The sequence below is a fragment of the Pedobacter alluvionis genome (assembly GCF_003664035.1).
Lineage (GTDB): Bacteria > Bacteroidota > Bacteroidia > Sphingobacteriales > Sphingobacteriaceae > Pedobacter > Pedobacter alluvionis.
The window spans coordinates 373,932-400,256 of sequence record NZ_RCCK01000013.1 but is presented as its reverse complement, the minus strand read 5'-3'; the positions used below and the strand labels follow the sequence as shown (position 1 = coordinate 400,256).

The window sequence follows — 26,325 nt, the reverse complement described above, 5'->3', positions numbered from 1 at the left end:
TAAAAAAGATATTTTTAAAGCCCATCTTTTTGCTAATTTAGCTTGTCATGATAACTCTAGAAAACGACTATATAAAAGTTAGCCTGGCGGCTAAAGGCGCAGAACTTCAAGGTTTATTTAGCAAAGAAACCAAGCTGGAGTATTTATGGAATGCCAACCCAAAGTATTGGGCAAAACATAGCCCGGTTTTATTCCCCATAGTTGGCTCATTAAAAAATAACAGTTTTAACTATGAAGGTAAAAATTATGAGTTACCCAGGCATGGGTTTGCCCGCGACCATATATTCAATTTCGAAAAAATAAGTGAAAGCGAAGCTGTTTTTACGTTAACCCAAAATGAAGATACCTTAAAAGTATACCCTTTTTATTTCGAGCTGAAACTGAGGTACCGGCTAATCGACAGGAAACTGAATTTAACTTATGAGGTAATAAACACAGGTACTGCCGAACTTTTATTTTCAATTGGTGCACACCCTGCATTTGCAGTGCCTAATACCCCAAATACTGTTTACGACGATTACTATCTGGCTTTTAATGCTGATGAGAAATTAAGCTATTGGAAACTTGAAGATGGACTGGTGGCCGACGAAACCAAAAACATTGAGCTTAATGCACATCAGCTAAAGCTTAAACATGATCTGTTTTATAACGATGCCCTGGTTTTCAAAAGCCTGCAAAGCAACTGCATTAGTTTGCTAAACACTAAAAATGATTATGGACTGCATTTCCATTTCGAAGATTTTCCATTTTTTGGAATATGGGCCGCAACCGATGCACCATTTGTATGTTTAGAGCCTTGGTGCGGGGTTGCTGATGGCGTTAACCACAATCAGGAATTAACACACAAAGAGGGTATAATAAAGCTTGATACAGGCAAAAATTGGTCGCGCTTTTGGGAAGTAGAGTGTTTTTAAACTGGCTTTTTATTGATTGGTTTATTTCGCAGAGCAACACGCAGTTCTTTATCTGGTTAAGATTTTTTTCCGGCTAAAGCGATAACCTGCTTAATGTTTCTCTGGTTACCCCAAGATAAGAGGCAATAAGGGTTTTCGGAATCCTTTGCTGTAAAGATGGATATTGGTTGCACCATTGTTTGTAACGCTCGCCGGCATTGTTACTCAATAAAGCCAATACCCGCTTTTGTAAAGCCATATTGCCTGTTGTATACTTTTTCCTGAAAAAATATTCCATTTTGCGTGAAGAGTCGCAAAGCTTTTCCTTGTTTTCAAAAGAGATGGAAAGTGTTTCGGTATCTTCTATGCAGTCTACATTTAAAGTCGCGGGCATGCCGGTATTAAAAGCATTTGGGTCTGAAAACCACCATTCTTCCATGGCTAACTGTAAAATATATTCTTTTCCTTCATTATCGGTATATGAAGATTTTACAATGCCTTTCACTACAAAATGTTCCTGACTGGCAACATCTCCTGCCTGAATAATATACTGATGTTTTTTGTACTTCCGTTTGGTGAAAAAAGATGCAGCATGCTCAAATTCTTCATCTGTTAAACAAATAATCTGGTGGATGTGTGCTCTTAAAAAATCTAATTCCATGTTTATGATGCAAACAAATGTACTCTTTATTCCAGATTTTCAAACCCAATCCATTTGTTTTGACCAAATATTGGCGTGATAATCATCACATTAAAATAGTGATATATGTCCTTTACAAAAATTTGTGCTTGCATTATGTTTGCAGCAAACAACACACAAATGAAACTTAAATTACTAGCCTTAATTGCCGTATCATCATCTTTAATTTGCCTAAAGGTACACGCCCAGAGTTTAGCAAAAATGAACTGGTTTAACGAACCCGAAAAATGGGAAATCAAGGATAAAAACACCTTTAGCATGTTTGTTCCTGCCAAAACCGACTACTGGCGCATTTCGCATTATGGTTTTACAGTTGATGATGCCCCTTTTTATTATGCTACTTATGGTGGCGAATTTGAGGTGAAAGTGAAAATTACCGGAAATTATGTAACCACTTTCGATCAAATGGGACTGATGCTCCGCATTAATGAAGAAGAATGGATTAAAGCAGGAGTAGAATTTGTTAACGGAAAACAAAATGTAAGTGCCGTTGTAACCCATAAAACGAGCGACTGGAGTGTGGTAGAACTGGAAAAAGCACCTGCATCAATCTGGATGAAAGCGATTAGAAAACTGGATGCAGTAGAAATTTTCTATTCATTTGATGATAAAAAATATACCATGTTGCGTACCTGTTATTTTAAAGATAATGCCCCCGTAATGGTTGGCCTTGTGGCTGCATGCCCTGATGGAAAAGGTTTTAATGCCACATTCGAAAATTTTAAAGTTACGCCTACGCCAGATCAGCGCAGGTTGGATTGGGCAAAAAAACAACAGAATTAATAAGACTCACCCGTACCTTCATTTTGAGCGATTGCAACGCAGCCGAGAACCCGAAGGCTCAGCGAAGCTAAATCTATCTATAGCGTATTTTTTTGACTTAGATCTCTCCGTTTCGCTGCGCTCCAGTCGAGATGACGCGAAGATTCCCGCCTGCGCGAGAATGACGACCTTTCTAGCAATTGTGATTAAATCTGAGCCAACTGATCAACTAAATCCTGAAAACCTGGTCGCTCTAAAGGCATTGTAGCCAAACAGGCATCTCTAAGTCCGCTGATCATTTTATAAACTTCCTCACTTACTTCTTCGTTTTTTAAGGAAAGTAAATCATCAAGCAGATAGCCATAAGCACTTACTTCTATTCGTTCCAGTGCCTTAGCCGTTTCAGTAAAAGTTTTATCATAAAAACTGGCTGCACCAAAATCACCGAATAAAGTACTGCCTTCATCATCAATTAAAGTATTGTGCGCGTATAAATCGCCATGCATAATACCTGCATTATGTAGTTGAGCCGCTAAGGAAGCAATGGTTTTAGCGATGCCGATGATCTGTTTTTCAGAAAGTTTTCGATCAGCAGGAAAAACATCCCTGGTACAGCTTTCTAAACTTGGCGGATTGCCAAGATTGTAAAAATGATTCGGAATCAGATCCATTACCAGTCCTTTTTTATCGTCCGGATGGTGAGTAATCTGTCCAATCAGGTTAACCAAACCCGGATGGTAGCCTGCAGCAATGTAGGCCGTCATTTCATCTTCGGGCAGACCATCGCTTGTAACATTTCCCTTAAATATTTTAACAGCGACTTCAGTAATTTCTTCTCCAATTGTTCTGTTGGCCCTAGAAATGACACCCGATGCACCCTCACCTAACAAATGGCTGATTTCTAAATCATGCCAATGGATCAATGAAAGTGTTTCTACAGCCGGCGTTTTACCAAAGTTATTGCCAGAAAATGCAATCCACGAAAGTTTAGGCATCACAGTAATCCATTGTGGCAGCGCATGCAGTTTATTGGCTGCAATGCGCAGCAAAGATAAATTTTGGCAATTGCTTAATTCATCGGGCAGTTGCGCCAAACGGTTGCCCGAAAGCATCAGTTTTTGCATCCTTTTGCAAAGGCCAATTTCCTTAGGCAATTCAGCAATATTGTTATTGGTTAAAATTAACCAGCGTAAATTTGGGTTGATCGATTTCGGAGGTACCATTTCAATCCGGTTGGATTTAAAACCAACAATATCCAGCGAAGGGCAATCGCCTAGTACTTCTGGTAAAATCGTGAAAAGGTTTTCGGAACAGAAGAAAATCTTCAGCTTCTTTAACCGACCAAAATCAGCAGGCAAGGCACTTAGCTTATTAAAAGAAAGATCCAGCACTTCCAAAGTATCGGCCAGCTCGAATATTTCCTTTGGAAACTCGGTCAAGTTTTCAGAAAGTTTTAACGATACTGCGCCCTTTATTTCGCCACTTTGAAGTGCTAACAGGTTTTGCATAGGTGTCCTGGATTAATAATTTGAGTCGAAGATAAGGCTATATATTTATTTTAAAGATAAATGGTATGCTCTACCTGTACCTGATCAAAAAAATATTCATCGTGTGATATAACCAGCTTTTTTTGGGGATGTCTGGTTCATGTTTTTAGTCTAAAGTTTGGCAGAAATTGTCGTCATTTCGAGCGGAGAGCGGCGCAGTCGAGAAATCTGCCTGGATAGATTTCTCCATTTCGCTACGCTTCAGTCGAAATGACGAATCGATTAATTTATGTTTATTCCTTTTGATATAAACTATAGATTTTATCTATATCAATTTTTATTTGCATTAGAAATTTAATCGCATATATTTACAAAAAACTTTAGGGGTGCCTACGTGCTGAGAAATACCCTTTGAACCTGATGCAGTTAGTACTGCCGAAGGGAAAAGTGAAAGCAATCTTAATATTGCTTTCTTTTCGACCTCCATTTTGGGGCAATCTCTTTAGTTTTTCCAATTTTTTTAAAATATGGAAGTAACTATAAACAATCAAAACTATCAGCTTAACGAGGCCTGTTCCATCGAACAGATGCTTGCTACTGTCATTTCAACCGAAACGAATGGCCTTGCCATAGCCGTTAACCAAACTATCATTTCCAAATCTGACTGGGACAGGCATGTGCTAAATCCCGGCGATCAAATCATCATCATCAAAGCTACACAGGGCGGATGAAAGCATCCTGAATGATAAAATGTGCAGGCAATTGCCTCATTCAATCAATCATTTCCTCATTATTAACAATCGAACCTACCTTAATATGAAACAAGAAAAAACACCAAACCAGGAAGTCATCAGCCGCAGTCCATTTCCGGCGTCGCGCAAAATATTTGTACCCGGCAAAATTCATAATATCCAGGTGGCCATGCGCGAAATCAGTTTAACGGAAACCAAAATCCACAATGGCTTTGGCTTAACTGAACCTAATCCGCCTGTAACTGTTTACGATACCAGCGGACCATACACCGATCCCAATGCTGTTATCGATGTAAAAAAAGGGTTGCCACGACTAAGGGAACAATGGATTAAAGACAGGCTTGATGTAGAAGAGCTCCCCCAATTATCTTCTGCTTATGGGCAACAACGCCTTGCTGATGAAAAGCTTGATGCCTTACGCTTTAATTTTATCAAAAAACCTTATAGAGCGAAAGCTGGCGCCAATGTGTCGCAGATGCATTATGCAAAAAAAGGCATCATTACAGCAGAAATGGAATATATTGCCATTAGGGAAAACCAGCAGATTGAACTGGTGAATGCACAATTGGGCGATCAGCACGAGGTAATGAACCACCAGCACCAGGGCAATAGCTTTGGTGCCAATACACCAAAAGGCTACATCACACCCGAATTTGTAAGGGCAGAGGTAGCCGAGGGCAGGGCAGTAATCCCCTGCAATATCAACCACCCTGAACTTGAGCCCATGATTATTGGCCGTAATTTCCTGGTGAAAATCAATGCCAATATTGGCAATTCCGCGGTTACTTCTACCATCGAAGAAGAAGTAGAAAAAGCGGTTTGGGCCTGCCGCTGGGGAGCGGACACCATTATGGACCTTTCAACAGGGAAAAATATCCACGAAACCCGCGAATGGATTATCCGCAATTCGCCAGTACCCATCGGTACTGTTCCGATTTACCAGGCACTGGAAAAGGTAAACGGCAAAGCGGAAGACCTTACCTGGGAAATCTTCCGCGATACGTTGATTGAGCAGGCCGAACAGGGCGTCGATTATTTTACCATCCATGCCGGTGTACTGCTTCGTTATGTGCCGTTAACCGCTAAAAGAATTACCGGAATTGTTTCGCGTGGCGGATCGATCATGGCGAAATGGTGTTTGGCGCATCATAAAGAAAACTTCCTTTACACACATTTCGAAGAGATTTGCGAGATCATGAAAGCTTATGATGTAGCATTTTCTTTAGGTGATGGCTTAAGGCCAGGATGTATTGCCGATGCGAACGATGCTGCACAATTTTCGGAACTGGAGACCCTTGGCGAACTCACTAAAATAGCCTGGAAACACGATGTACAAACCATTATCGAAGGGCCTGGTCATGTACCCATGCACCTGATTAAAGCCAATATGGAAAAGCAGCTTGACCATTGTGGTGAAGCGCCTTTTTACACCTTAGGCCCTCTAACTATTGATATTGCGCCAGGCTATGATCACATTACCTCGGCCATTGGTGCAGCTATGATCGGTTGGTTTGGAACAGCGATGTTGTGTTATGTCACCCCAAAAGAACATTTAGGTTTACCAAATAAAAAAGATGTAAAAGATGGTGTAATTACCTATAAAATTGCCGCGCATGCCGCCGATCTGGCTAAAGGTCACCCAGGCGCGCAATACCGCGATAATGCTTTAAGTAAGGCAAGGTTTGAATTCAGATGGGAAGACCAGTTTAATTTATCGCTCGATCCGGATACCGCAAAAGAATTCCATGATGAAACCTTGCCGGCAGAAGGTGCCAAGATTGCACATTTCTGTTCAATGTGCGGACCAAATTTCTGTTCGATGAAAATTACGCAAGACGTGCGCGAATATGCTGCAAAACAAGGAGTAGCCGCAGACGAGGCTTTGACTAAAGGCATGCAGGAAAAATCGAAAGAGTTTACTGAAAAAGGAAGCGAAATTTATTCTTAACCTATGGAACTGATTGTGATCGCCAAACCGACAATTCTTAAAGAAGAATGTAACCTGATTAACCAGCTTTTCGAAGCTGGTTTACAGATCTTTCACCTACGCAAAGAAAACGTTGATGAAGCCGCATACCGTAAGATTATTGAAGGAATTTCACCAGAATACCATCCACGGATTGCTTTGCATCATTTCCATTCGCTTACTGACGATTACAATATCCAGCGAATCCACCACACTGAAAGTTTCAGGAAGGAAAGGGATAATGGGGAATTGCTAAGAAACAAGATCTTCAGCACTTCTATCCATCACCTGGCCGATATCGAACAGATACAGCAATATCAATACAGTTTCTTTGGCCCTGTATTCAATAGCCTTTCCAAACCTGGTTATCGGGGCGTAATTCCATCAGATTTCCGTTTGGAAAAACAACAAGCCATCCCGAAAATCATTGCACTTGGCGGCATCGGTTTAGCAGAAATCGATCAGCTAAAAACAATGAATTTCGATGGTGTAGCGCTATTGGGCAGCATCTGGAATGATCCTTCCCTAGCCTTAACTAATTTTAAAAAAGCCCGGGCTAAATGCCTTGCTTATGCTCAAAATTTAACAATACAATAATGATTCAGCCCTTACAATATATCTCGCAAGCCCCTAAAACAGGCACCCACATTGATGCCATTAAACAGGTGCTCCAGGCTGGTGGAAAATGGGTCCAGCTTAGAATTAAAAACCAGGCTGAAGCAGAAATCCTGCCTTTTGCAAAAGCTGCTCAAGCCCTGTGCGAAAGTTATGGTGCCAAACTGATTGTAAACGATTATCCGCACCTGGCAAAAGCCGTAAATAGTTATGGCGTGCATTTGGGTCTGCAGGATATGCCTGTTCTGGAAGCCAGAAAAATTATCGGCAAACATCAGATCATCGGAGGTACCGCGAATACTTTCGAACATATCCGGCAAAGAGTAGCCGAAGGAGCCGATTATATCGGTTTGGGACCATTCAGGTTCACGCATACAAAAGAAAATCTGAGCCCGATTGTAGGTTTGGAAGGTTACCAACAATTGATGGAGCGGGTAAAAAAAGCTGGAATTACCACCCCGATTATAGCCATTGGCGGTATCGAAGCAGCAGATATTCCGGCTATACTCGAAACCGGAATTTACGGAATTGCCATCTCGGCAGCGCTCACCAACCAAATACAAACGGCTGCGGTTCTTGAAGAAATCAGCGGCAAATTCAGTATTCATTCGATTTAAAAATTACAGATATGTTAACCATAGCAAATCAAACCTTTAGCTCCCGCCTTTTTACCGGAACCGGAAAATTCAGTTCGGCAAAAGAGATGGAAAGCGCCTTAATTGCTTCGGCTTCCGAACTCGTTACAGTAGCCCTTAAGCGTGTAGATTTAAAAGGTAAGGACGACGATATCCTTCATCACCTTAAATATCCCCACATTAATTTATTACCCAATACTTCTGGTGTGCGTAACGCAAAAGAAGCCGTTTTTGCCGCTCAACTCGCACGCGAAGCCTTAGAAACCAACTGGATCAAGCTGGAAATCCACCCTGATCCAAAATACCTCATGCCCGACCCCATTGAGACCTTAAAAGCCACAGAAGAACTGGTTAAACTTGGTTTTGTGGTATTGCCTTATATCCATGCTGACCCCGTTTTATGCAAACGTTTGGAAGATGTGGGCACGGCGGCGGTAATGCCTCTGGGCTCACCAATTGGCAGCAACAAGGGATTAAGAACGATCGATTTTTTAGAGATTATCATTAGCCAGAGCAGGGTTCCGGTCATTATTGATGCAGGTATTGGTGCGCCATCTGATGCGGCTAAAGCCATGGAAATAGGGGCAGATGCTGTTTTGGTGAACACCGCCATTGCCATAGCTAAAAACCCAACCAATATGGCTCTTGCCTTTAAAATGGCGGTAGAAGCCGGCAGAATGGCATTCGAATCTAAATTAGGCGCGCAAACACATTATGCTGCGGCAAGCAGTCCACTAACCTCATTTTTAGATGAAGAGTTTTAACGAGGTATTCGAATCCTATAATTGGGATGATACCAAAACGAGTATTTATGATAAAACGGCTGCTGATGTAGAGCGGGCTTTGAACAATACACAGCGGAATCTGGAGGATTTTAAAGCGCTGATTTCTCCTGCAGCATTGCCTTATCTTGAAGATATGGCACAAATCAGTCAGCGTTTAACTTTAGACCGCTTTGGCCGGGTCGTCCAAATGTATATCCCGCTTTACCTCTCCAACGAATGTAATAATATCTGTACCTATTGCGGTTTCAGTTATGATAATAAGGTAAGACGGAGAACGCTGAACCCAATGGAAATTATGCAGGAAGTGGCCGTGATTAAGGGTATGGGCTACGACCATGTACTGCTGGTAACAGGTGAAGCCAACCAGAGTGTACACACCGATTATTTTAAAAAGGTACTGGATCTGATCAGTCTGCATTTCTCGCACATTTCGATGGAAGTACAGCCCTTAGATGTGGCCGATTATGAAACGCTTATCCCGCACGGGCTAAATACGGTACTCGTTTATCAGGAAACCTATCACCAGGACGATTACCGGAAACACCATCCAAAAGGTAAAAAATCTAATTTTCTATATCGTTTAGAAACCCCTGATCGTTTGGGACAGGCAGGCATCCATAAAATGGGATTAGGCGTATTAATCGGCCTGGAAGACTGGCGTACCGATTCATTTTTTACGGCCCTGCATTTATCTTATCTTGAAAAACAATATTGGCAGAGTAAATTCAGCATTTCTTTCCCCAGGCTGCGGCCTTTTAGCGGTGGTTTGGAGCCAAAAGTGGTGATGAACGACAGAGAACTGGTGCAACTGATCTGTGCTTACCGCTTATTTAACAGCGAAGTAGAATTGTCTATCTCCACCCGCGAAACGCAGGCATTCAGAAATCAGGTAATTAAATTGGGGATCACGGCCATTAGTGCGGGTTCTAAAACCAATCCAGGCGGTTATGAAGTAGAACCTCAATCTTTGGAGCAGTTCGAAATATCTGATGAACGTTCTGCACAGGAGATTGCGGCCATGATCAGGAAACAGGGTTATGAGCCAATTTGGAAAGATTGGGACAGGAGTTTGATCAGTAAATCATGTTCATAAAAGAAGAACTGAACCGCTACAACAGGCAGATGATTTTGCCTGAATTAGGCTTAAAAGGACAAGAAAAGCTAAAAGCCGCTAAAGTGTTGGTTATTGGTGCCGGTGGATTGGGCTGTCCGGTATTGCAATATTTGGCCGCAGCAGGTGTCGGAACAATCGGCATTATAGACGACGATGTGGTAGAATTGAGCAATTTGCACCGGCAGATTTTATATAACCATACGGATATAGGCCTTTCGAAAGCAAAAACTGCTGCAACAAAACTTAAGTTACTTAATCCGCATGTGGATTTCACTGCTTATCATGAACGTTTTAAGGCCGATAATGCCGTAAATATCTGCCGAAATTATGAACTGGTGATTGATTGTTCGGATAATTTTAACACCCGTTATCTGGTGAACGATACTTGTGTGGCTTTAGGCAAAACACTTATTTTCGGTTCCATTTTACAGTTCGAAGGTCAGATTGCGGTATTTAACCACCATGGCGGGCCAAATTACCGGGATCTTTACCCTGCACCACCAACCGAAAATATCAATTGTGCAGAAGGTGGAGTAATCGGCATTTTACCCGGAATAATTGGCTTGTATATGGCCAATGAAGCCATTAAACTAATTTGCGACATCGGCGAAACTTTAGCAGGTAAATTAATGACCATCAATGCATTGAACAACACCGCACTCATATTTAAGATCGCGCAAGAAAAACAATCCGAAATAGTTAAAGCGGAAGCTACAGTTCGTGAAATTGGGGAAATCGATAAAACGACTCTTGATCAATGGCTTTCTGAATCTCCTGATGAAATTTTCCTGATCGATGTACGGGAAGATTATGAACACGAGGAAAATAATATTGGTGGCGTAAATATTTCCTTATATGAATTAACATCATCACTAAAAAGTATTCCACAAGGCAAAAAAGTGGTCTGTTATTGCCAAACCGGGCAAAGGAGTAAAATGGCGGTGCAGTTATTGGAAGGGGTTTATGAAGGTGAGGTTTATAGTTTGAAGAAGTGGATTTAGTTCAGAGTCATTGTTTGATTTGGTTAACTGTAAGCTAGACGTATCCAATTCCATCATCCATTTTCCATGTTTTAACCACAAAGGGCATGGAAGGTCGCATAGGCCGCAGAGCGACACTAAAAAGCCTTACCACCTAAGACATTGAAGAACAGGTAAGGCTATTGAGCTTATATGAAGCTCCTATGTCTTACATGGTTTACTGAATAGTTTATCCAGGTCGTTATAAAGTGATTTGCTGGCCAGATAGATGCGCTCCTGTATAAAAGGGCCTTTCCACATTTGCATAAGAGATTCTGGCTGCAAATTAGTCCCGATGGGCAAAGCGGCCGACCTAACAATTAAATGCTGGTATAAAGAGTATTTCACGGGATGGCGTAATAATCAGGATGTAAAAACAGGGTTGTTGTTCCGGTTGTTAATATATTAACAATCAACTATTAAGACAGCAAAAACATGGATCGAAGAAATCCTCTGCACTTCCCTTTAACAGCGTACAAATTGGATGATATGTGGTATTTCTTTGGCAAGGAAATACCAAAGAATTCTATTACCAGAACTGAGTAGCATAATTTAAACACTAAAATTAATGTCGGGTAAGTACAATATAAAATACCCTAAATCAATTGGTAATTGTTTAGATGGCTAAGGAGCCTTCGGTTTGTTCAACCATGGGTTCTTCCTCTAATCTCAATCCTACTTCCTTATCCTGCTGTTGAGACTCATCTTTTGCTTTTACTTCTTTCTCCAGCTTACTCACAGCAAAACCACAGAGGCTTATAAAAAATGTAGCGCATATAAACCACACCAAACGGGTAAGTAAATACCTGTAATTAGAAGTGTATTTTGTTAAAATCGTGTTGGTAAGTGGTTTTAATACTCTTTGTATGTCTTGAGGATATGCACCGCTATCGGTAAAAAATTCATGATCCTTTACAAAACCTTTATACCATACTTTACCAATCGAATAACTTGTAAGCGTATCAGGTAAATTAATTTTTCTTTGCTGTTTTAGCGTTTGAAGGTTTAATGGAATGATGGTAATTCCAGGCTCTTGTTCCCCATCTTTCACGGGTTCATAATGATCTCCATCCCAATACATAAATTTCTCACCTGATTCAGGCATTCTAATCATTTTAGTGTCACGTTCCCAAATAGCGAAAAAAGTGGTGCCAACAAATAGTAAAATAATACAGGAGATGATGATATGATGTTGGGAGAAGCGCGGACGATAAGTGGTTTCTTCCCGTGGTGGTTTTGGTTGGAGTATTGGCGGATTTGTTGGGCCTATAACTACAGGAGGAGTTTTATTTCCATTTGCTATTTTCTCAATAATAAGTTCTTTTTCCTCATCACTAAGTTCCATCCATTCATATTGTGTAGGGAAACCTATTAACCAGGCAAGAAGGTCAGTATTCTCTTCACTTGTCTTCCCTGTCTCTTCTTTGATATGATTGCATAGGGCCTTGTAATCATCAGGCTCTGAATCATATATCACTTTCCGAAAATCATCACATTCTATCCTATCTATTTCAAAGAACATGGAAAGTATATCAGCATCTTTTGGATTATATCTACTGTCATAAACTTTTAAACAAGCCTTTTTTAATCTAGTGGTGGTTTCTCCAGTTAAAATTGTCCGTAGCTCCCCATTATCTCTCATCTTTTTATAGGCAGCTAATACTATGTCTTGATAATCTTCAGGCATTTTTCAAAAAATTAAGCGTAAAAATAGAAATGGAATTTTTGGAATCCTTACGGGTTTCCGGAATTCTTTGGAATTTAAAAAGAATTCTTCAGAATCTTTGGAATTATCTGAAAACTAGCGATTTGAAGCTTGGATATTTGTCCCAACAATTAATTCAAGCAACGATTCAAACGACAATCCTAGCAAGAACTAAATGTTAAAAACGAGTAGAAATCGCGGTCGTTATTAGCCGGTTTGGGAAGCAGTTATTGGCTCCCGCGACAGATACTCACCACTTCCCAAAAATTTCAGAAGGCCTTCTGATTTACAACCCGGAGAAAGGTCCGCGAGCGGTCGCGGATACTCTCCCTAGTATTTCAATTCTTTAATTTTTGACAAGATGTTTTTACATTTTTTTATTGCGATCCTATTGGGATTGGCAACGCCTGCAAATACAAATAACAATTGCAACCATAACGGAGGTACAACAGTAACTACTGCAGGTGATACCGGCGGTGACAATGGCCACTTGCCTCCTCCAAAAATTGGAGATTAAATAAGTAATAAAGGGCGACAATAATGTCGCCCTTTATCTTTTTTAAGCTTTTATGATTTTAATAGGTATTTTAGGCCAGAATAACTACGATTATTTTCATAATTTAGATAAAAACTCAATAACATTGAAATACTATCATTTTACGCTCTTCTCACTATTACTGCTCTTTTCCTGTTCACAAAATAAGGAAGCAAAAAAAAAGGAAGAAATTAATTCCTACTACGATCGTGCATTTGAGTTCAGAGAAAAGAAAATTTCTGATAGTGCCTTTCGATATTTTAGCAAGGCGAAAGATCTCTTTTCGCAACAAAAAGATAGTTTAGGTATTGCAAAATGCCTGGTGAATATGACTATGATTTCTATTGATAGAGGAGATTATTTCGGTGGTCAGGAATTTTCATTAGAAGCTTTACATTATTTTAATGTAAAAGAGAAAAAGCAATTTGCGTATTTAGAGTCGAATCTACATGAACTTGCACTAGCATCTTTTTATCTGAAAAATTACGATCAGGCTATTAAATATTATAGTCTGTCTTTAAAATATGCTCCGGATAGTGCTTCTACATTACCAACTAAGAACAATATTGCGAATGCGTATAAAAACAAAAAAGAATATGCAAAGTCATTTGAAATTTTTCAGCAGGTTTTACAGCAAAAAATCATTAACCCAGAAATTTATGCTATGACATTAACCAATTTGGCATCGGCTAAATGGGAACAAAATAAAAAATATGATGCTGTACCAGAGCTATTGGAAGCATTACGGATTAGAAAAAGAGAAAATGATACCTGGGGTCAAAACTCAAGCTACTCACATCTTGCAGATTATTACCTAAAAAGCAATCCAGACTCAGCTCTTTTTTATGCTACCCAGATGTATCGTATCGCACAGAAGATAAAAAGCCCCGACAATCAAATAGAAGCCTTACAGAAACTCATAAAACTAAGTCCACCCAAAGAAACAAAACATTTTTTCAATGTTTACGAAAAACTAAACGATAGTGTTCAAACTGCACGTAGTGCTGCCAAAAACCAATTCGCACTGATCCGTTACGATACAGAAAAAAGTAAAGCGGATAATCTCGTGCTGCAAAAAGACAACGAAGGCAAAAGGTATCAGATCATCATACTCATCTTCGGTATTGTTTTATTAAGTCTTGTTGGTACCCTTTGGTATAAAAAAAGAAAACAACGATTAGAACTCGAAGCTCAGAACACCATCCGCGATAATAAGCTTAAAACCTCCCAAAAAGTACATGATGTTGTGGCCAACGGATTGTACAGGATTATGAACAAACTTGATAATCAGGAAACCCTAAAAGACAATCCTATTGTTAACGAAATAGAGGAACTTTACGAGCAATCGCGTGATATCTCTTACGAAAGGCCTAGATTGAAAAATCAGCCTTTTAACGAAAAAATATCTGAGACATTAAAATCATTCGCTTCAGAAAATACGAGGGTAATACTCGTCGGGAATTCGGCCCCGTTATGGGAAAAAGTTTCCGAACAGGCCAAAGATGAAATAGAACACGTCCTTCAGGAGCTGATGGTAAATATGGGCAAACACAGTCAGGCAAGCGATGTGGTGATTAAATTTGAGCAGGTACAGCAAAAAATAAACATTTATTATACCGACAACGGTATTGGCATTGCAGGTAAGCCACAACCTAAAAATGGCTTAACAAATACGGGAACCCGTATTGATGCAATTGGTGGTACAATTACCTTTGATACCAAAGTTGAAAAGGGGCTTAAAATCCAAATCTCTTTTCCGGTTTCCTAATTGTATTAAATATGTTTAAAAGAATACTTATTGCCGAAGATCAAGAAACACAGAATATTTCCCTGCAAAAAACATTGGCCGAAATGGGTGTCGAAAAACCCGAATATGTATATTATTGCGACGATGCACTTACGTGGATAAAAAATGCCGTTAGAGAAGGTCGACCTTATGATCTGTTAATCACCGATCTCTATTTCGAAGAAGATCATAACCCGCAAAAAATCGAAGGAGGTGCCGAACTCATCAAAGCGGCAAAAGAGGTGCAACCCAATTTAAAAACCCTGGTATTTTCCGGAGAAAACAGGCCGGCGGTTATCGACATGTTATTTAAAGAAATGTATATTGACGGGTATGTGCGCAAAGCCCGCCACGATGGGCAGTACTTACGCCTCGCCATATCTGCTATCCATAACCATAAAAAATATCTTTCGCCTGATTTAAAACAGGCCAGAAAAGAAAATAATTCTCACGATTTTACCGACCTTGATATTGCAATCATCTCCCAACTGGTAGAAGGGATACCACAAAAAAACATTCCCTACTATCTACAAGAGAACAACATCAAACCCTCAGGCCTGAGCAGTATCGAAAAACGCCTTAATCTCATGAAAGAGGTACTTGGCTTCTCCAAAAATGAGCAACTGGTCGCGTACTGCAAAGATTCCGGCATTATCTAATTTTTTTAACAGAATTATATTATTTATACCGATACTTGATCAATAACTCAAAAGCCAAATCAAATGGACCTTAAGCTTAAATTAGAACAACTTCATCAGCGTGTGGTCGGATTAAAAGATCAGATCAATACCGAAGAGGCTACGAAAAATGCATTTGTAATGCCCTTTATTCAAATTCTAGGTTACGATATTTTTAACCCCACAGAAGTGATCCCCGAACACATTTGCGATATCGGCACTAAAAAAGGCGAAAAGGTAGATTACGTGATTCGCAAAAACAATGAGCCTATCCTCATTTTCGAATGCAAACACTGGAAAGAAAGTGCCGATGCACACAACTCTCAATTGCACCGCTATTACCATGTTTCGAAAGCGCGTTTTGGTGTATTAACCAACGGTACGGTCTACAATTTTTACGCCGATTTAGAAAAACCGAATATTATGGATGAGAAACCATTCTTAACCATCGATATTGAAGACCTGAAAGATAATGCGCTAAAAATCCTGGAAAGTTTTACCAAAAACGAATACAATTTAGAAACCATTCTCGATTCGGCCGAAGGTTTAAAATACATCAAGGCCATCAGAAAGGAATTTGAAAAAGAAATAGACACCCCTTCTGATGAAATGGTAAAATTACTGGTGAACCGTTTTTTCGATAAACCCTTAACGGCAAACCGGATGATCGCCTTTAAAGAATATACCAAAAAGGCATTGGCTATTTCCATCAACGAATCAATCAGCGACCGTTTAAAATCGGCGCTAAATATCAATGAGAAAATTGAGAAAAAGGAAGACGGTAAGGCAATTCCCGTTATAGAAGATCCTGGTACATCAAAAATTGTAACAACCGAAGAGGAACTGGAAGCTTTCCAGATTGTAAAGGCCATTTTGCGCGAGAAGATACCTTCGACACGCATTGCATCCCGCGATACCCAATCTTACTTTGGCGTATTACTGGATGACAATAACCGGAAACCCATCTGCAGGTTCTACTTTAATACCGCGAATAAATACCTCGAAACTTTTCAGAACGGCAAAGATGCCGGAGAGAAAAAACAGTTGTTTAACCTTGATGAACTTTACGATTACAGGGCTCAATTGCATCAAACCATAGAAAATTATTAATTACCCGCTCAATACTCAAAAAAATGCAGGGATTGCTCTATCGTTTGTGTTGGGAGCAGGCAGGGCAATCTCTAATTTAAACGCATAAAATCCTTCTCTATTTGTCATCGTGAGGGGAGTCGAAGGATCTTTTATAACGATTAACATCCAGCACATTCTTTATTTTCAACCATATAAGAAATATAAGATCATTTAAGCTTGCGAAACCCTCACCGCTCATCGTCATTTCGAGCGGAGTGGAGAAATCTGATAGAAAAGAAACTTATAAATTTTGCTTTACGGTTTCCCTTTGGGAAAAGGTTTCTTGCTACGATAGTTTTATAGTCTAAAATAATTTAAGATGAAAATTATTATGTAAACAAAAATGCCCAAAGTAACGGCGATCATGAAGTTCATGATGAAAATTGTACTTACTTACCTTCCAGTGATAACAGAAAATATTTGGGCGAATTTTCTTCATGTAAAGCCGCGGTAACCGAAGCGAAAAAAACTTACAGCAAATCAAACGGTTGCAGAACATGTTCTATAGACTGCCACACAACTTAAAACTAATATAGCTTTTAAGTGCTTAAAAACTGAAGGATTGTTTCATGTTCGTTTAAGAAGATGGGGCAATCCTTCTTTAGTGTTTATATCGCCCGTAAAAACACATAATCAACTGAAAATCAGCATGTAAATTTTCTTAAATACTTTGTCTTTTTACGGTTTTCCGTAAGGTTTGGGGCTTATGCTTGTATACTTTTGAAGTATAACTTAAAAACAAACTTATCATGGAATATAAAGTAGTGCCATTCACCGCAACATTGAATCAAAAAAATGAGACTACAGCTGCGGTTGCTATTCAATTAGAAAATCTAATCAAGCAATTTACTAATCAAGGCTGGGAATATATCAGATTGGAAAGTGTTTCAACCTATGTGCAGCCTGATCCAGGGTGTTTTGGCTTAGGTAGCAAACCTGGTTATTTAGCTTCTTATCAAATGGTTGTTTTCAGCAAAGGAGTAATATGAAAATAATTTTACTCTCGATCATAAAAATTTACTGGGCAGTATTCGCTAAAGATAAAAGGCGTAAATGCATTTTCAGATTAAGTTGCTCTAAGCATGTTTATCAGGTTACCAAAGAAGAAGGCCTGCTCAAAGGATTTAATGCATTAAAGTATCGATATGAAAACTGTAGAAATGGGTATCATATTTTCGAAAATCATATCGATGGGAGTAAGATGATGATATTACCCGATGGTCAATTGCTTCAAGAAAATGAGATTGCAGTTAGATTTTTCTCCTGCAGCTAAGATTTAGTCTCTAAATTAATTGAATTCCTATTCTTTTTCATCAATGAAATCATTCCTGATCGTTTGCTCAATCTGCTGTTTTGTAGCAATATTGAAGTTGCCCATTGAATTTTATACCTTTTTAAGAACCATTGTTTCATTGGGAGCGGGATTACTCATTTACAGTTGGATCAAACAAAAAAACTATGCTTTGGCAATTGTTTTCGTGCTTGTGTTGATTCTGTTTAATCCTCTATTCCCCATTTACCTGCATCGGAAAAGCATCTGGATCCCACTTGATATCATCACCGGACTCCTGTTTTTAATCATTGCCTTTTATAAGAAAAGTGAACCTGCAAAACAAGAAGAAAAAGCCACTGAAATTTTACCCGTTCAAAAAACATACTCCAGAGACCGGATTGTTTCGGCAAAAAAAGAAATACAATAATCACATCATAAATCAAACTAAAACTTAATGTTATGATTGCCCAAATAGAAGAATTTTTTAACCCAAAAACAGCCGATCCGCCTCAGGATGAAAATGTGGAGATCAGGGAGCCTGTTACCGAAGAAACCGAGGAAGTAAGAAAAAGAACTTACCACGAAGCAGGTTTCAGAGACGGATCGCGAAACAGTGGTAGCCCACTGGCACTTTCGATCTGTTTAAACGCCATTTACGCCAGGTTTCAAAACGAAGAAAAAGAACTGGTAGAAAAACAGCAACTGGCGAAAGAGCCCTATATCAACGAGCAGAAAACTAAAGAAACCGAAATCAAAACACTGGTCATCAGCAAAGAAGGTAAAGAACAGCAGATTAACAAGGTAGAAACCGATATCAGGGCGGTAAAAGATAATATCGAAGAACTAAAATTCGAAATCAACGACCTGCCCCGGAATCCTGAAAAATACCACATTAGTGCTTCAAAAGGTGCTTCAAGTAAGTTCTGGATCGGTTTAATCATCCTCATGCCTTTAAGCCTGTATTTATTTACCTTTTACATTTCTACCTCTTATTCTGCCTTTTTTAAACCCTTTGATGCCAATAGCACCATCATTATGAATGTGCTTGATTCGAAAGCTTTTGAAAAGGCCTGGCATGATGGATCGCTGGAAGGTGCTTTTGTCACCTTTATCCCTTTTGTGTTTTTAGGACTGGGTTATTTAATCCACATGTTCGGAGAGTTTAAAAGCATTTGGAATTATATTAAAATCGGTCTGTTATTGCTTACCACCTTTGTTTTCGATGCCATTTTGGCTTACCAGATAGAGGAAAAGATTTACGAGTTAACTAAAACATTTGATACACCTGAATTTAATATCCCTATTGCCTTTGGCAAAATCCAGTTCTGGGGAATCATTTTTGCCGGTTTTGTGGTGTACCTTATCTGGGGAGTAGTGTTCGATTTTATCATGAAAGAACATCAGGAGAAAGACAAAATCAAACACGAACAGCTGCGGAGAAAAAAAGACATCCAGATCCATCAGGATAGGATAAGCGACATTGAAATCCAGAAAGCAAAATTGACAGAAGAACTTAGCGACATTAAGAAAAGTTCGCTGGAGGCACAGGGACGTATTATTACACTACAACGGATAATCGATGCCGTAATTATTCCCACCAAGGAGTATGTGCTTTATGCTTCCGAGTATATGAAAGGCTGGATTACGTTCGTGAGTGAAAAGCTCCATATTTCAATGCATGAAAAAATTGTTCTTCAAACTGAATGTATTGCCTGCTACAACGAAAATCTTAAAAGTGTAGGGGCCAGCGAAGATTCGCAAAATTCTGTTTACGTCACTACTTTATAACCCCTGGCATCATGAAGTCAACATTACTAAAAATATTAATACCGCTCTTAATTACAGCTGCTTTTGCTAAAGAGGGTAAAGCCCAACCAGCGCAACAGAATCTCAATATTAGCTTTTTACTGGATTTATCTGATCGGATAGATCCTAAAAAGAATCCTGATCTTTATCAGAGAGATTTAGGCTACATAAAATCGATAGAAACAGCTTTTGTAAACCATGTAAAAGAGAAAAAGATGATGCTTTTGAATGATCAGATGCAGGTTTTCTTTGATCCAATACCTAAAATTCCGAATATCAATCAACTGAGTCAACAGTTAAAAGTTAGTTTTAATCCAAAAACAAGTAAAAAAGACATTTTAAGCGTAGATAACACGTACACACAGATCTCTTCAAAAATCTATCAGCATACTATTAAATATGGTCGTTATATAGGCTCCGATATCTGGAAGTTCTTCAAAAACAATGTTCAGGATTATTGCATTAAACCCGGGCATCGGAATATTTTAGTTATACTAACCGATGGTTACATGTATCATGCGAATAGCATTATCGTGGATGGCGGTAAAAGCTCTTATATTACTCCGGAATTTCTCCGTTCGAAAAAACTCAACGCTGCAAGTTACCAAGCCGTCATGAAGAAAAACAATCTTGGTTTTATTGCCTTCCCCTATAATTTAAAAGAACTTGAAATTATTGTTTTAGGCATCAATCCCTCCATTAAAAACCCTTACGAAGAAGATGTCATTAAACAATACTGGGCAGATTGGTTTAAAGCGATGAAGGTTAAGAAATATGAATTAAGGCCAACTGATTTAGCAGCCAATTTAGCGCCTGTAATTGATAATTTCATTAAAGGAAAACCATAATCCAATTTATAAATAAAGATTAAATCCTCTTATTTTTTATTAAATCATTCCCTCATCATGAAAATCCTCTCCTTATTAATTTTTTTCGTTATCAACATTACTTGTAAAGAAAACACAACCGTGTACATTTGCAACAGTCCTGGCGCTAAAAAATACCACATTACCTCAGATTGTCGTGGTTTAAGTAGTTGTTCCTATAAAATTGTAAAAGTAGATATAGACAAAGCCAAAAAAGACGGAAAAGTATTATGCAAGTGGGAAAAGTAAGTCTATTGGTTTTATTATTATTAACACTGCAAAGCTGTTTCATCCAGCCAGGCGAGAGCAAACCTTTAAACAACTCCCACCTTTCCTTTACTGCCAAAGTGATCCGCATTATGGATGGCGATACCATGGAAGTATTATACCAAAACCAGCCCATCAAAATCCGTTTGGCGCATATCGATTGCCCCGAGAAACGTGGCCACCAGCCTTTTGGTACTAAAGCCAAACAAGCCCTGTCCGATTTATGTTTTGGACGAATGGTAACGGTTCAGGGCCAAAAATACGACCGCTATAAAAGATTGATCGCCGTAGTGATTAACGATAAAAAACAGGTGCTTAACCAGGAAATGCTTAAACTGGGCATGGCCTGGCATTTTAAAAAATATTCAAGCGATCCGTTGTATGCTCAATTGGAGATAAACGCAAGGAAAAATAAAGTAGGTTTATGGCAAGAGGCCAATGCGGTAGCGCCCTGGGAATGGCGGAAAACAAAGCATAGTTTGGCAAAGTAGTCATAAGAAGCCATCATCAATCCGGCACGACTATACTAAACACGTTTAGTTGAATAATTTTCTGACTAACAATTACTAATAAACATGAGACCAACTCACTAAATTAAAAGTGATCGTTTCTTAGCTCAAATGTTACCTTTCAAGTTTATGAAAAGAATTGAAATGTTACAAACAAGTAATGACTTATATTTTTTAGGCAATAATAAGCTAGTTATTAGACTTTTGTGTCTATTTTTACTTTTTCTAACCATTTGTATTATAGCCAGTGCTCAAAGGCGAATAAAGTCGCGTGTATAGGCTTAAAAAACAATAGGGGACCTGCTATTAAAACGCCATAATAGTGGTTGTGTTCGCAACGAATTGCGACCAATCAATCGTTTCTTGATCTTGTTATGATCCTCATTGATACTGATCCCTTCAACGGCTGCAATTTACCAACTGGAGGCAACCATCCCAGTAAATAATCTTTGCTTTGGGATATGGTATTGACCATCTTCTACCTCTTCTAAAATGGAGAGGAACCAATAAAACATATAGGCCGCAGCAGTGTTATTAAAACTGGCTGTTAACAGGTTTATAGATAAGTACTCGTGAAAAGGGATCATCAGCTGCAACATATCTATTATGCCAACAATAGAGAATATTCTTTAAATTCGGTAACAGCTAACCATTAGTTTTCTATTTTCATCATTACTAATCAAACAAAATTTTTGGCCTGTGATCACTAACTCTTATATTGCCGATGGTAAAAAACACAAATGATTGAAATATTTTTAGCATCTGACCAACCAACAACATGCCCAAGGTGTGGAAATAGAAGCAAACTATTAGAAGACTTTAATATATCTCAAAGGCACATTTGTTTAGACATACAATGTAGTTTTGAATTCATTTTGGAGTTTGATAATACAATATGAAAACAGGGCAGAAACTATGGACAAGGGAAGAGTTGATACTTGCGATCAATTTATATTGCAAACTTCCATTCGGTAGATTACATAATTCTAATCCAGAAATTATAAAACTTTCAAACCTTATAGGTAGAACGGTAAGCGCGGTAGCATATAAATTGGTCAATTTCGCTAGCCTCGATCCAAGTCTGCAAGTCCGAGGCATTAAAGGTGCGGCTAATGCAAGTAAGCTGGATGCAGAGATTTGGAACGAATTCTACAACAATTGGAATCTCTTGCCTTATGAAAGTGAAAAACTATTGGCAAACTTCCAGCATACCACAGTTGAAATACTCAACCATATTCCGGAAACCGAGCTACGTCGAGAGGGGCTAACGAGGGAACAACTGGTAAAGGTTAGGGTCAATCAATCTTTCTTTCGAAGCTCCATTTTAGCATCGTATAACAATACCTGTTGCATAACTGGAATTACCCAGCCAGAACTTTTAGTTGCTGGACACATTAAACCTTGGAGTGTTGATGAAAAAAATAGGCTAAATCCTCAAAATGGAATTGCGATAAATGCCTTACATGATAAAGCTTTTGAAAGCGGTTTGATTACGATTACACCTGATTATAAAATTAAGATTTCGCCATCTTTACTTAAGCAAAAGGAATCAAGGTCAATCGAAGATTACTTCTTGAAACTTGATAATAAGGATATCATTTTACCTTCTAAGTTTCTTCCAGATATCGAATTTTTAAAATATCATAATGAATTTAGGTTTAAGTTTTAATTCAAAGTGCCTTGTTGAAAATGAGAAAGCTCCTTTAAGCAGTTACTTCGCTTAAAGATCTAAGATGTTATTGCAGATACTTGGCCGCATTTAATTACCCCAGCTTTACCTGTTGTTTACCTGTTCCAGGTACCAGGCTTACCCCAGGGTTACCCTACGGTTACCTATCCTTTACCTTTTGTTTACCTAAAAGGTAAAGCCAGGCTTTGTTTTGGCTAAACGACAACACTGTTTATGGTTATGCTGCCCTGAAGCAGTGTGCCACCTGCGCCTCGTTTTTTGCAACGCCCTGCAGAACACCGATGGTCCATTATGGCTCAAAACCGGCGGGTTTTAGTTCAATTTAGCTCATTTAAGTCCAAAATAACGTGCAAATGCCGCCAGGCAGCTAGGTTTGAGCATGGATTTAAACGTACCGATATAAACAGAAATCCTTTTTTGAACAAACATTTTTTCACTTAAAAAACTGATCATGGCAGTGTATTCAAAAGGCACCAATGGTGCATTCTCAGGTAAAGCAGGCAGTATTGTGGGCAGCAACTGGCGTGGAGTAGATTACCTTAAAAGTATGCCGAAAAAAAGCAATAAGAAAGGTTCTGAACTCCAACTGGCACAACGGCGTAAATTTGCACTCGCTCCACTTTACCTCAGCCCAATTAAAGACATTTTAAATATTGGTTTCAAAGATAAACAGCTCAACAAAACTACCGGTTACAATGCTGCGGTAAAGATTTTTTTAAACAACGCGATTGTTGGCGATTATCCTGATTTTGCAATCGATTTTTCACAGATCGTACTCAGCAAAGGTTCGCTCTCCGAATTTCATGGTTTAAGTGCTGCCCTACAGGGTATCAATCTTGTACTCATCTGGCAGTGCATTACGAACCGTTACGATGCTTTCGACGATGATATGCTAATGGTGGTATTATTTAACGATACTAAAAAAATGCATCTCGTATATGAAGCAGCACAACGGGCAGCTTTAACCTACACGGCAATTGTAGGCAATACCTTTGCCGGCGATGTGTTTTATGGCTGGGCCTTTGCCGTTAAGCGCGAAAACAATGTGGTGTCTAACAGTCAATACCTGGGCAGTTTTACCATGCCTCAGGCTTAACCCATGAACCCTGCCCTAAGTTGCGATTATATCCGGTTGGAGCAGGGTTTATTAATTTTTTGTTTTTTGATCTACACTTTCCTCAATGCCGTTTTTAATACCGAGAGAAGGAAAAGGATCAAAAATACAATGGTCACAGGAGCAAAAACTTCTAACCAGCCAATGCGTCCGATAATTATTTTGATAATAAAAAGGATGCTGCTAAACAGCATCCCCAATAAGATCAAGATTTCCTTAAAACCCCTTTGTTTTGTTTTCTTTATGCGTCTTTTTGCCACAGGTTTTTCTTAAATGGTTAACTTATAGCAATGTAATTTCAACACGCCTGTTCTTTTTTCTTCCAGCATTGGTGTTATTTGAGGCAATCGGATTTTCAATACCTTTTCCTGTGGTGCTTATCCGGCTTGCTTCAATATTTAATGCCGTTAAATGATTTTTGAATGCATCGGCCCTCGCCTGCGATATCTGTTGGTTTACTGCCAAGGGGCCATCACTGCTTGCATAACCATCAATATGGATGGATGCCGCAGGGTTTTTGATCAAATAAGCGACAATGCGTTTGATTAAAGTTTTGTTGGTGTTTGCAAAAGATGATGAACCTTGAACAAATGTTACCGGTACCCTATGATTTAATGCTTTGAGTGTTGCAGTTTCTAATTTAGGCGAAACATCATCCGGACTGTCTTTTTTGTTTGATTTTTCTTCGGTTCCTAAAGCCTTTATCGGCGCAGCTGTTGTGTCTGTACTATCAACTTTTTCTTTTGCCAGTGTTATGGCGGTAGCCACGCCAGCCGAATCTGAAGAAACATTTTGGATGGGTTCTTTTGCAACAGTATTTAACGTTTTATTAGATGCATAATACCAGATACCACCACCAACAATTAATATCCCAAACAACCCAACTAACCACGCCCGTGACTTTGGAGCTGGGTTCTCAACCTCTCTTTTAGAAAGATCAAATTTAGATGGTTCCTTTTTAGAACCATCGTTTTTATTTAAATCAAATGCCATAATTTTTTATTGTTTAGGTATACATATCAACTAAAGTCTGTAAACTACCGGTGTGCGCCCTGCCCATTGCTTCAAATTCCCAGCTATCGCCAACACGGAATAAACGCCCAAATTCTACAGCATCTTCATTGGTATATTGATCTTTGAGGTCGTAACGCAATATTTCCGAACCATTACTTTCGTCAACGATTCTGATGTAACAATCATTCACTTTTCCAAAATTCAGGTCTAATGTTCTCCTGTCTTTTTTATTGTCATGCGGGTATTTACAGATTGTACAGCATATAATAATCTGTTCAATTTTATCGCTGACTTTGGATAAATCGATAAACATATCTTCATCGTCGTCGCCATCACTTCTGGTTCCATCCGGATCATCAATGGCACCGATAATTGCCCCGTCTTCAGTAAACGGCCTAAATAGGCCTTTTTCTATCTTATCCTCAATTTTATTACCCATCCTGATCTGCCCGTAAAAGGTAAAGTAAGAATCAGAAGGGATTTTAAAATCACTGTCTATCGAAAAGGCCGAAACATCGAGGTCGAATTCTGGTCCTCCCGGTTGCTCGTTAGGATCCCAGCCCATTCCAATTTTTACAATGGTAAGTCCAGGCGCTGCCTTTGAAAGGGAAAACCGGTCTCCCTTATTTAAGTTAAAACTGCTCATCTTTTATTGATATAATTCTATTAATGTATTAAGGCCACCAGAAAAAGCCTGGCCAAGGGCCTCTACATTCCACTCGCCGCCATTTCTGGATAAAGAGGCAATCATCAGGGAATCTTCATTTGTAAATTCTTCCTTAAGCATATATTGGCACAGAACCGATTTATCGGCATGGTTCCTGATATTGATATAAGAGTTTTGAACATTGCCAAAATGATGGCCTCTTTCTTCACTTTGATCGATGGTTACCGCAAAATAAAAGAATTCCACCCTTGGGTCTATTTTGGATAAATCGATATGGATTACCTCATCGTCTCCGTCACCTTCGCCACCCCTGCTATCGCCCGGGTAATGGGTAGAACCATCGGGACTCGTGTTGTTGTTATAAAAAACAAAGTATTCATCAGCAAGGAGTTTGCCGTTTTCGCCCAGCATAAACACGGAGAGGTCGAGGTCTACCGGGTGCCCGTTTACAACAGCGGTATCCCAGCCCAGGCCTGCAATGAGGTGATTTAAGCCCGGTTCTTCCCCGATCAGGGAAACGGGTTTTCTTTTTTCTATTTGTATAGCCATTTTATTAT

28 protein-coding genes and 1 riboswitch are annotated in these 26,325 nt (G+C 39.2%); of the genes, 22 read left to right on the top strand and 6 right to left on the bottom strand.

Annotation, left to right across the window (positions count from 1 at the left end):
* The first annotated feature begins 47 nt into the window (after nucleotides 1-47).
* Complete coding sequence (locus tag BCL90_RS18510) at nucleotides 48-914, top strand: aldose 1-epimerase family protein (protein ID WP_121285665.1); 867 nt, start codon at nucleotides 48-50, stop codon at nucleotides 912-914.
* A gap of 73 nt (nucleotides 915-987) precedes the next feature.
* Here the strand turns inward: BCL90_RS18510 and BCL90_RS18505 are convergent, their stop codons facing one another.
* Entirely contained in the window at nucleotides 988-1,554 is a 567-nt protein-coding gene (locus tag BCL90_RS18505) for a Crp/Fnr family transcriptional regulator (RefSeq protein ID WP_121285663.1), read from the bottom strand.
* A gap of 159 nt (nucleotides 1,555-1,713) precedes the next feature.
* Between BCL90_RS18505 and BCL90_RS18500 the strand changes: the two genes are divergently transcribed.
* Nucleotides 1,714-2,376, top strand: coding sequence for a DUF1349 domain-containing protein (locus BCL90_RS18500; RefSeq protein WP_121286213.1), 663 nt, complete (start codon nucleotides 1,714-1,716; stop codon nucleotides 2,374-2,376).
* A 185-nt stretch (nucleotides 2,377-2,561) separates the two neighbouring features.
* Here BCL90_RS18500 and BCL90_RS18495 read toward each other — a convergent pair whose 3' ends face one another.
* On the bottom strand, nucleotides 2,562-3,863 hold the full coding sequence (locus tag BCL90_RS18495; RefSeq protein ID WP_121285661.1) for a leucine-rich repeat-containing protein kinase family protein: 1,302 nt from the start codon (nucleotides 3,861-3,863) through the stop codon (nucleotides 2,562-2,564).
* Nucleotides 3,864-4,214: 351 nt separating this feature from the next.
* Nucleotides 4,215-4,303, top strand: a riboswitch (TPP riboswitch).
* 66 nt (nucleotides 4,304-4,369) lie between these two features.
* Here BCL90_RS18495 and thiS point away from each other — a divergent pair.
* The 7 genes from thiS (at nucleotide 4,370) to moeB (ending at nucleotide 10,710) form a co-directional block, all read left to right on the top strand.
* Nucleotides 4,370-4,573 carry a sulfur carrier protein ThiS gene (thiS, locus tag BCL90_RS18490; protein WP_121285659.1) on the top strand — a complete coding sequence of 68 codons (204 nt, stop codon included), beginning with the start codon at nucleotides 4,370-4,372 and terminating at the stop codon, nucleotides 4,571-4,573.
* A gap of 85 nt (nucleotides 4,574-4,658) precedes the next feature.
* Nucleotides 4,659-6,542 (top strand): phosphomethylpyrimidine synthase ThiC, encoded by a 1,884-nt coding sequence (thiC, locus tag BCL90_RS18485; RefSeq protein ID WP_121285657.1) that lies wholly within the window; start codon nucleotides 4,659-4,661, stop codon nucleotides 6,540-6,542.
* Nucleotides 6,543-6,545: 3 nt separating this feature from the next.
* The gene (locus tag BCL90_RS18480; RefSeq protein ID WP_121285655.1) at nucleotides 6,546-7,157 is read left to right on the top strand and encodes a thiamine phosphate synthase; all 612 of its coding nucleotides are present in this window, start codon (nucleotides 6,546-6,548) and stop codon (nucleotides 7,155-7,157) included.
* On the top strand, nucleotides 7,157-7,792 hold the full coding sequence (locus tag BCL90_RS18475; protein ID WP_121285654.1) for a thiamine phosphate synthase: 636 nt from the start codon (nucleotides 7,157-7,159) through the stop codon (nucleotides 7,790-7,792). The genes BCL90_RS18480 and BCL90_RS18475 overlap by 1 nt, the downstream gene beginning before the upstream one ends.
* 11 nt (nucleotides 7,793-7,803) lie before the next feature.
* Nucleotides 7,804-8,574: a thiazole synthase gene (locus BCL90_RS18470; protein ID WP_121285652.1), complete on the top strand. Its 771-nt coding sequence runs from the start codon at nucleotides 7,804-7,806 to the stop codon at nucleotides 8,572-8,574.
* A complete protein-coding gene (thiH, locus tag BCL90_RS18465) occupies nucleotides 8,561-9,688 on the top strand; it encodes a 2-iminoacetate synthase ThiH (protein ID WP_121285650.1) in 1,128 nt (375 codons plus the stop codon). The genes BCL90_RS18470 and thiH overlap by 14 nt, the downstream gene beginning before the upstream one ends.
* A complete protein-coding gene (gene moeB / locus BCL90_RS18460) occupies nucleotides 9,679-10,710 on the top strand; it encodes a HesA/MoeB/ThiF family protein (RefSeq protein ID WP_121285648.1) in 1,032 nt (343 codons plus the stop codon). The genes thiH and moeB overlap by 10 nt, the downstream gene beginning before the upstream one ends.
* Nucleotides 10,711-11,344: 634 nt before the next feature.
* Here moeB and BCL90_RS18455 read toward each other — a convergent pair.
* Nucleotides 11,345-12,415 carry a hypothetical protein gene (locus BCL90_RS18455; protein WP_121285646.1) on the bottom strand — a complete coding sequence of 357 codons (1,071 nt, stop codon included), beginning with the start codon at nucleotides 12,413-12,415 and terminating at the stop codon, nucleotides 11,345-11,347.
* Nucleotides 12,416-12,794: 379 nt separating this feature from the next.
* Here BCL90_RS18455 and BCL90_RS25765 point away from each other — a divergent pair, with 379 nt between their 5' ends.
* From BCL90_RS25765 to BCL90_RS18385, 13 genes are all read left to right on the top strand, one after another.
* Nucleotides 12,795-12,950 (top strand): hypothetical protein, encoded by a 156-nt coding sequence (locus BCL90_RS25765; protein ID WP_166792084.1) that lies wholly within the window; start codon nucleotides 12,795-12,797, stop codon nucleotides 12,948-12,950.
* A 52-nt stretch (nucleotides 12,951-13,002) separates the two neighbouring features.
* The gene (locus BCL90_RS18450; RefSeq protein WP_121285644.1) at nucleotides 13,003-14,736 is read left to right on the top strand and encodes a tetratricopeptide repeat-containing sensor histidine kinase; all 1,734 of its coding nucleotides are present in this window, start codon (nucleotides 13,003-13,005) and stop codon (nucleotides 14,734-14,736) included.
* A gap of 11 nt (nucleotides 14,737-14,747) precedes the next feature.
* Entirely contained in the window at nucleotides 14,748-15,413 is a 666-nt protein-coding gene (locus BCL90_RS18445) for a response regulator (protein ID WP_121285642.1), read from the top strand.
* A 63-nt stretch (nucleotides 15,414-15,476) separates the two neighbouring features.
* Nucleotides 15,477-16,541, top strand: a complete 1,065-nt coding sequence (locus BCL90_RS18440; RefSeq protein WP_121285640.1) for a type I restriction endonuclease — start codon at nucleotides 15,477-15,479, stop codon at nucleotides 16,539-16,541.
* A gap of 770 nt (nucleotides 16,542-17,311) precedes the next feature.
* Entirely contained in the window at nucleotides 17,312-17,551 is a 240-nt protein-coding gene (locus BCL90_RS18430) for a hypothetical protein (RefSeq protein ID WP_121285638.1), read from the top strand.
* Complete coding sequence (gene yidD / locus BCL90_RS26270) at nucleotides 17,548-17,835, top strand: membrane protein insertion efficiency factor YidD (RefSeq protein ID WP_121285636.1); 288 nt, start codon at nucleotides 17,548-17,550, stop codon at nucleotides 17,833-17,835. The genes BCL90_RS18430 and yidD overlap by 4 nt, the downstream gene beginning before the upstream one ends.
* A gap of 43 nt (nucleotides 17,836-17,878) precedes the next feature.
* The gene (locus tag BCL90_RS18420) at nucleotides 17,879-18,262 is read left to right on the top strand and encodes a DUF6804 family protein (RefSeq protein ID WP_121285634.1); all 384 of its coding nucleotides are present in this window, start codon (nucleotides 17,879-17,881) and stop codon (nucleotides 18,260-18,262) included.
* A gap of 32 nt (nucleotides 18,263-18,294) precedes the next feature.
* A complete protein-coding gene (locus tag BCL90_RS18415) occupies nucleotides 18,295-19,623 on the top strand; it encodes a beta-carotene 15,15'-monooxygenase (RefSeq protein ID WP_121285631.1) in 1,329 nt (442 codons plus the stop codon).
* A gap of 11 nt (nucleotides 19,624-19,634) precedes the next feature.
* On the top strand, nucleotides 19,635-20,489 hold the full coding sequence (locus BCL90_RS18410; protein ID WP_121285629.1) for a hypothetical protein: 855 nt from the start codon (nucleotides 19,635-19,637) through the stop codon (nucleotides 20,487-20,489).
* Between the two features lie 57 nt (nucleotides 20,490-20,546).
* On the top strand, nucleotides 20,547-20,756 hold the full coding sequence (locus tag BCL90_RS18405; RefSeq protein ID WP_121285627.1) for a hypothetical protein: 210 nt from the start codon (nucleotides 20,547-20,549) through the stop codon (nucleotides 20,754-20,756).
* Complete coding sequence (locus tag BCL90_RS18400) at nucleotides 20,738-21,265, top strand: thermonuclease family protein (protein ID WP_121285625.1); 528 nt, start codon at nucleotides 20,738-20,740, stop codon at nucleotides 21,263-21,265. Before BCL90_RS18405 ends, BCL90_RS18400 begins: the two co-directional genes overlap by 19 nt.
* Nucleotides 21,266-22,178: 913 nt before the next feature.
* The gene (locus tag BCL90_RS18390; protein ID WP_121285621.1) at nucleotides 22,179-22,952 is read left to right on the top strand and encodes an HNH endonuclease; all 774 of its coding nucleotides are present in this window, start codon (nucleotides 22,179-22,181) and stop codon (nucleotides 22,950-22,952) included.
* Nucleotides 22,953-23,424: 472 nt separating this feature from the next.
* A complete protein-coding gene (locus tag BCL90_RS18385) occupies nucleotides 23,425-24,069 on the top strand; it encodes a DUF6266 family protein (protein WP_121285619.1) in 645 nt (214 codons plus the stop codon).
* A gap of 300 nt (nucleotides 24,070-24,369) precedes the next feature.
* Here the strand turns inward: BCL90_RS18385 and BCL90_RS18375 are convergent, their stop codons facing one another.
* The 3 genes from BCL90_RS18375 to BCL90_RS18365 are packed head-to-tail and all read right to left on the bottom strand — an operon-like array spanning nucleotide 24,370 to nucleotide 26,317.
* A complete protein-coding gene (locus BCL90_RS18375; protein ID WP_121285615.1) occupies nucleotides 24,370-25,080 on the bottom strand; it encodes an OmpA family protein in 711 nt (236 codons plus the stop codon).
* 13 nt (nucleotides 25,081-25,093) lie between these two features.
* Nucleotides 25,094-25,747 (bottom strand): TerD family protein, encoded by a 654-nt coding sequence (locus tag BCL90_RS18370; protein WP_121285613.1) that lies wholly within the window; start codon nucleotides 25,745-25,747, stop codon nucleotides 25,094-25,096.
* 3 nt (nucleotides 25,748-25,750) lie between these two features.
* Nucleotides 25,751-26,317: a TerD family protein gene (locus tag BCL90_RS18365; RefSeq protein ID WP_121285611.1), complete on the bottom strand. Its 567-nt coding sequence runs from the start codon at nucleotides 26,315-26,317 to the stop codon at nucleotides 25,751-25,753.
* Between the last annotated feature and the right edge of the window lie 8 nt (nucleotides 26,318-26,325).

What these genes read in the sequence shown, in the direction of transcription:
- BCL90_RS18510 (WP_121285665.1), top strand. Translation starts at nt 48, where the DNA reads ATGATAACTCTAGAAAACGACTATATAAAAGTTAGCCTGGCGGCTAAA.
- BCL90_RS18505 (WP_121285663.1), bottom strand. Translation starts at nt 1,554, where the DNA reads ATGGAATTAGATTTTTTAAGAGCACACATCCACCAGATTATTTGTTTA.
- BCL90_RS18500 (WP_121286213.1), top strand. Translation starts at nt 1,714, where the DNA reads ATGAAACTTAAATTACTAGCCTTAATTGCCGTATCATCATCTTTAATT.
- BCL90_RS18495 (WP_121285661.1), bottom strand. Translation starts at nt 3,863, where the DNA reads ATGCAAAACCTGTTAGCACTTCAAAGTGGCGAAATAAAGGGCGCAGTA.
- thiS (WP_121285659.1), top strand. Translation starts at nt 4,370, where the DNA reads ATGGAAGTAACTATAAACAATCAAAACTATCAGCTTAACGAGGCCTGT.
- thiC (WP_121285657.1), top strand. Translation starts at nt 4,659, where the DNA reads ATGAAACAAGAAAAAACACCAAACCAGGAAGTCATCAGCCGCAGTCCA.
- BCL90_RS18480 (WP_121285655.1), top strand. Translation starts at nt 6,546, where the DNA reads ATGGAACTGATTGTGATCGCCAAACCGACAATTCTTAAAGAAGAATGT.
- BCL90_RS18475 (WP_121285654.1), top strand. Translation starts at nt 7,157, where the DNA reads ATGATTCAGCCCTTACAATATATCTCGCAAGCCCCTAAAACAGGCACC.
- BCL90_RS18470 (WP_121285652.1), top strand. Translation starts at nt 7,804, where the DNA reads ATGTTAACCATAGCAAATCAAACCTTTAGCTCCCGCCTTTTTACCGGA.
- thiH (WP_121285650.1), top strand. Translation starts at nt 8,561, where the DNA reads ATGAAGAGTTTTAACGAGGTATTCGAATCCTATAATTGGGATGATACC.
- moeB (WP_121285648.1), top strand. Translation starts at nt 9,679, where the DNA reads ATGTTCATAAAAGAAGAACTGAACCGCTACAACAGGCAGATGATTTTG.
- BCL90_RS18455 (WP_121285646.1), bottom strand. Translation starts at nt 12,415, where the DNA reads ATGCCTGAAGATTATCAAGACATAGTATTAGCTGCCTATAAAAAGATG.
- BCL90_RS25765 (WP_166792084.1), top strand. Translation starts at nt 12,795, where the DNA reads ATGTTTTTACATTTTTTTATTGCGATCCTATTGGGATTGGCAACGCCT.
- BCL90_RS18450 (WP_121285644.1), top strand. Translation starts at nt 13,003, where the DNA reads ATGATTTTAATAGGTATTTTAGGCCAGAATAACTACGATTATTTTCAT.
- BCL90_RS18445 (WP_121285642.1), top strand. Translation starts at nt 14,748, where the DNA reads ATGTTTAAAAGAATACTTATTGCCGAAGATCAAGAAACACAGAATATT.
- BCL90_RS18440 (WP_121285640.1), top strand. Translation starts at nt 15,477, where the DNA reads ATGGACCTTAAGCTTAAATTAGAACAACTTCATCAGCGTGTGGTCGGA.
- BCL90_RS18430 (WP_121285638.1), top strand. Translation starts at nt 17,312, where the DNA reads ATGGAATATAAAGTAGTGCCATTCACCGCAACATTGAATCAAAAAAAT.
- yidD (WP_121285636.1), top strand. Translation starts at nt 17,548, where the DNA reads ATGAAAATAATTTTACTCTCGATCATAAAAATTTACTGGGCAGTATTC.
- BCL90_RS18420 (WP_121285634.1), top strand. Translation starts at nt 17,879, where the DNA reads ATGAAATCATTCCTGATCGTTTGCTCAATCTGCTGTTTTGTAGCAATA.
- BCL90_RS18415 (WP_121285631.1), top strand. Translation starts at nt 18,295, where the DNA reads ATGATTGCCCAAATAGAAGAATTTTTTAACCCAAAAACAGCCGATCCG.
- BCL90_RS18410 (WP_121285629.1), top strand. Translation starts at nt 19,635, where the DNA reads ATGAAGTCAACATTACTAAAAATATTAATACCGCTCTTAATTACAGCT.
- BCL90_RS18405 (WP_121285627.1), top strand. Translation starts at nt 20,547, where the DNA reads ATGAAAATCCTCTCCTTATTAATTTTTTTCGTTATCAACATTACTTGT.
- BCL90_RS18400 (WP_121285625.1), top strand. Translation starts at nt 20,738, where the DNA reads ATGCAAGTGGGAAAAGTAAGTCTATTGGTTTTATTATTATTAACACTG.
- BCL90_RS18390 (WP_121285621.1), top strand. Translation starts at nt 22,179, where the DNA reads ATGAAAACAGGGCAGAAACTATGGACAAGGGAAGAGTTGATACTTGCG.
- BCL90_RS18385 (WP_121285619.1), top strand. Translation starts at nt 23,425, where the DNA reads ATGGCAGTGTATTCAAAAGGCACCAATGGTGCATTCTCAGGTAAAGCA.
- BCL90_RS18375 (WP_121285615.1), bottom strand. Translation starts at nt 25,080, where the DNA reads ATGGCATTTGATTTAAATAAAAACGATGGTTCTAAAAAGGAACCATCT.
- BCL90_RS18370 (WP_121285613.1), bottom strand. Translation starts at nt 25,747, where the DNA reads ATGAGCAGTTTTAACTTAAATAAGGGAGACCGGTTTTCCCTTTCAAAG.
- BCL90_RS18365 (WP_121285611.1), bottom strand. Translation starts at nt 26,317, where the DNA reads ATGGCTATACAAATAGAAAAAAGAAAACCCGTTTCCCTGATCGGGGAA.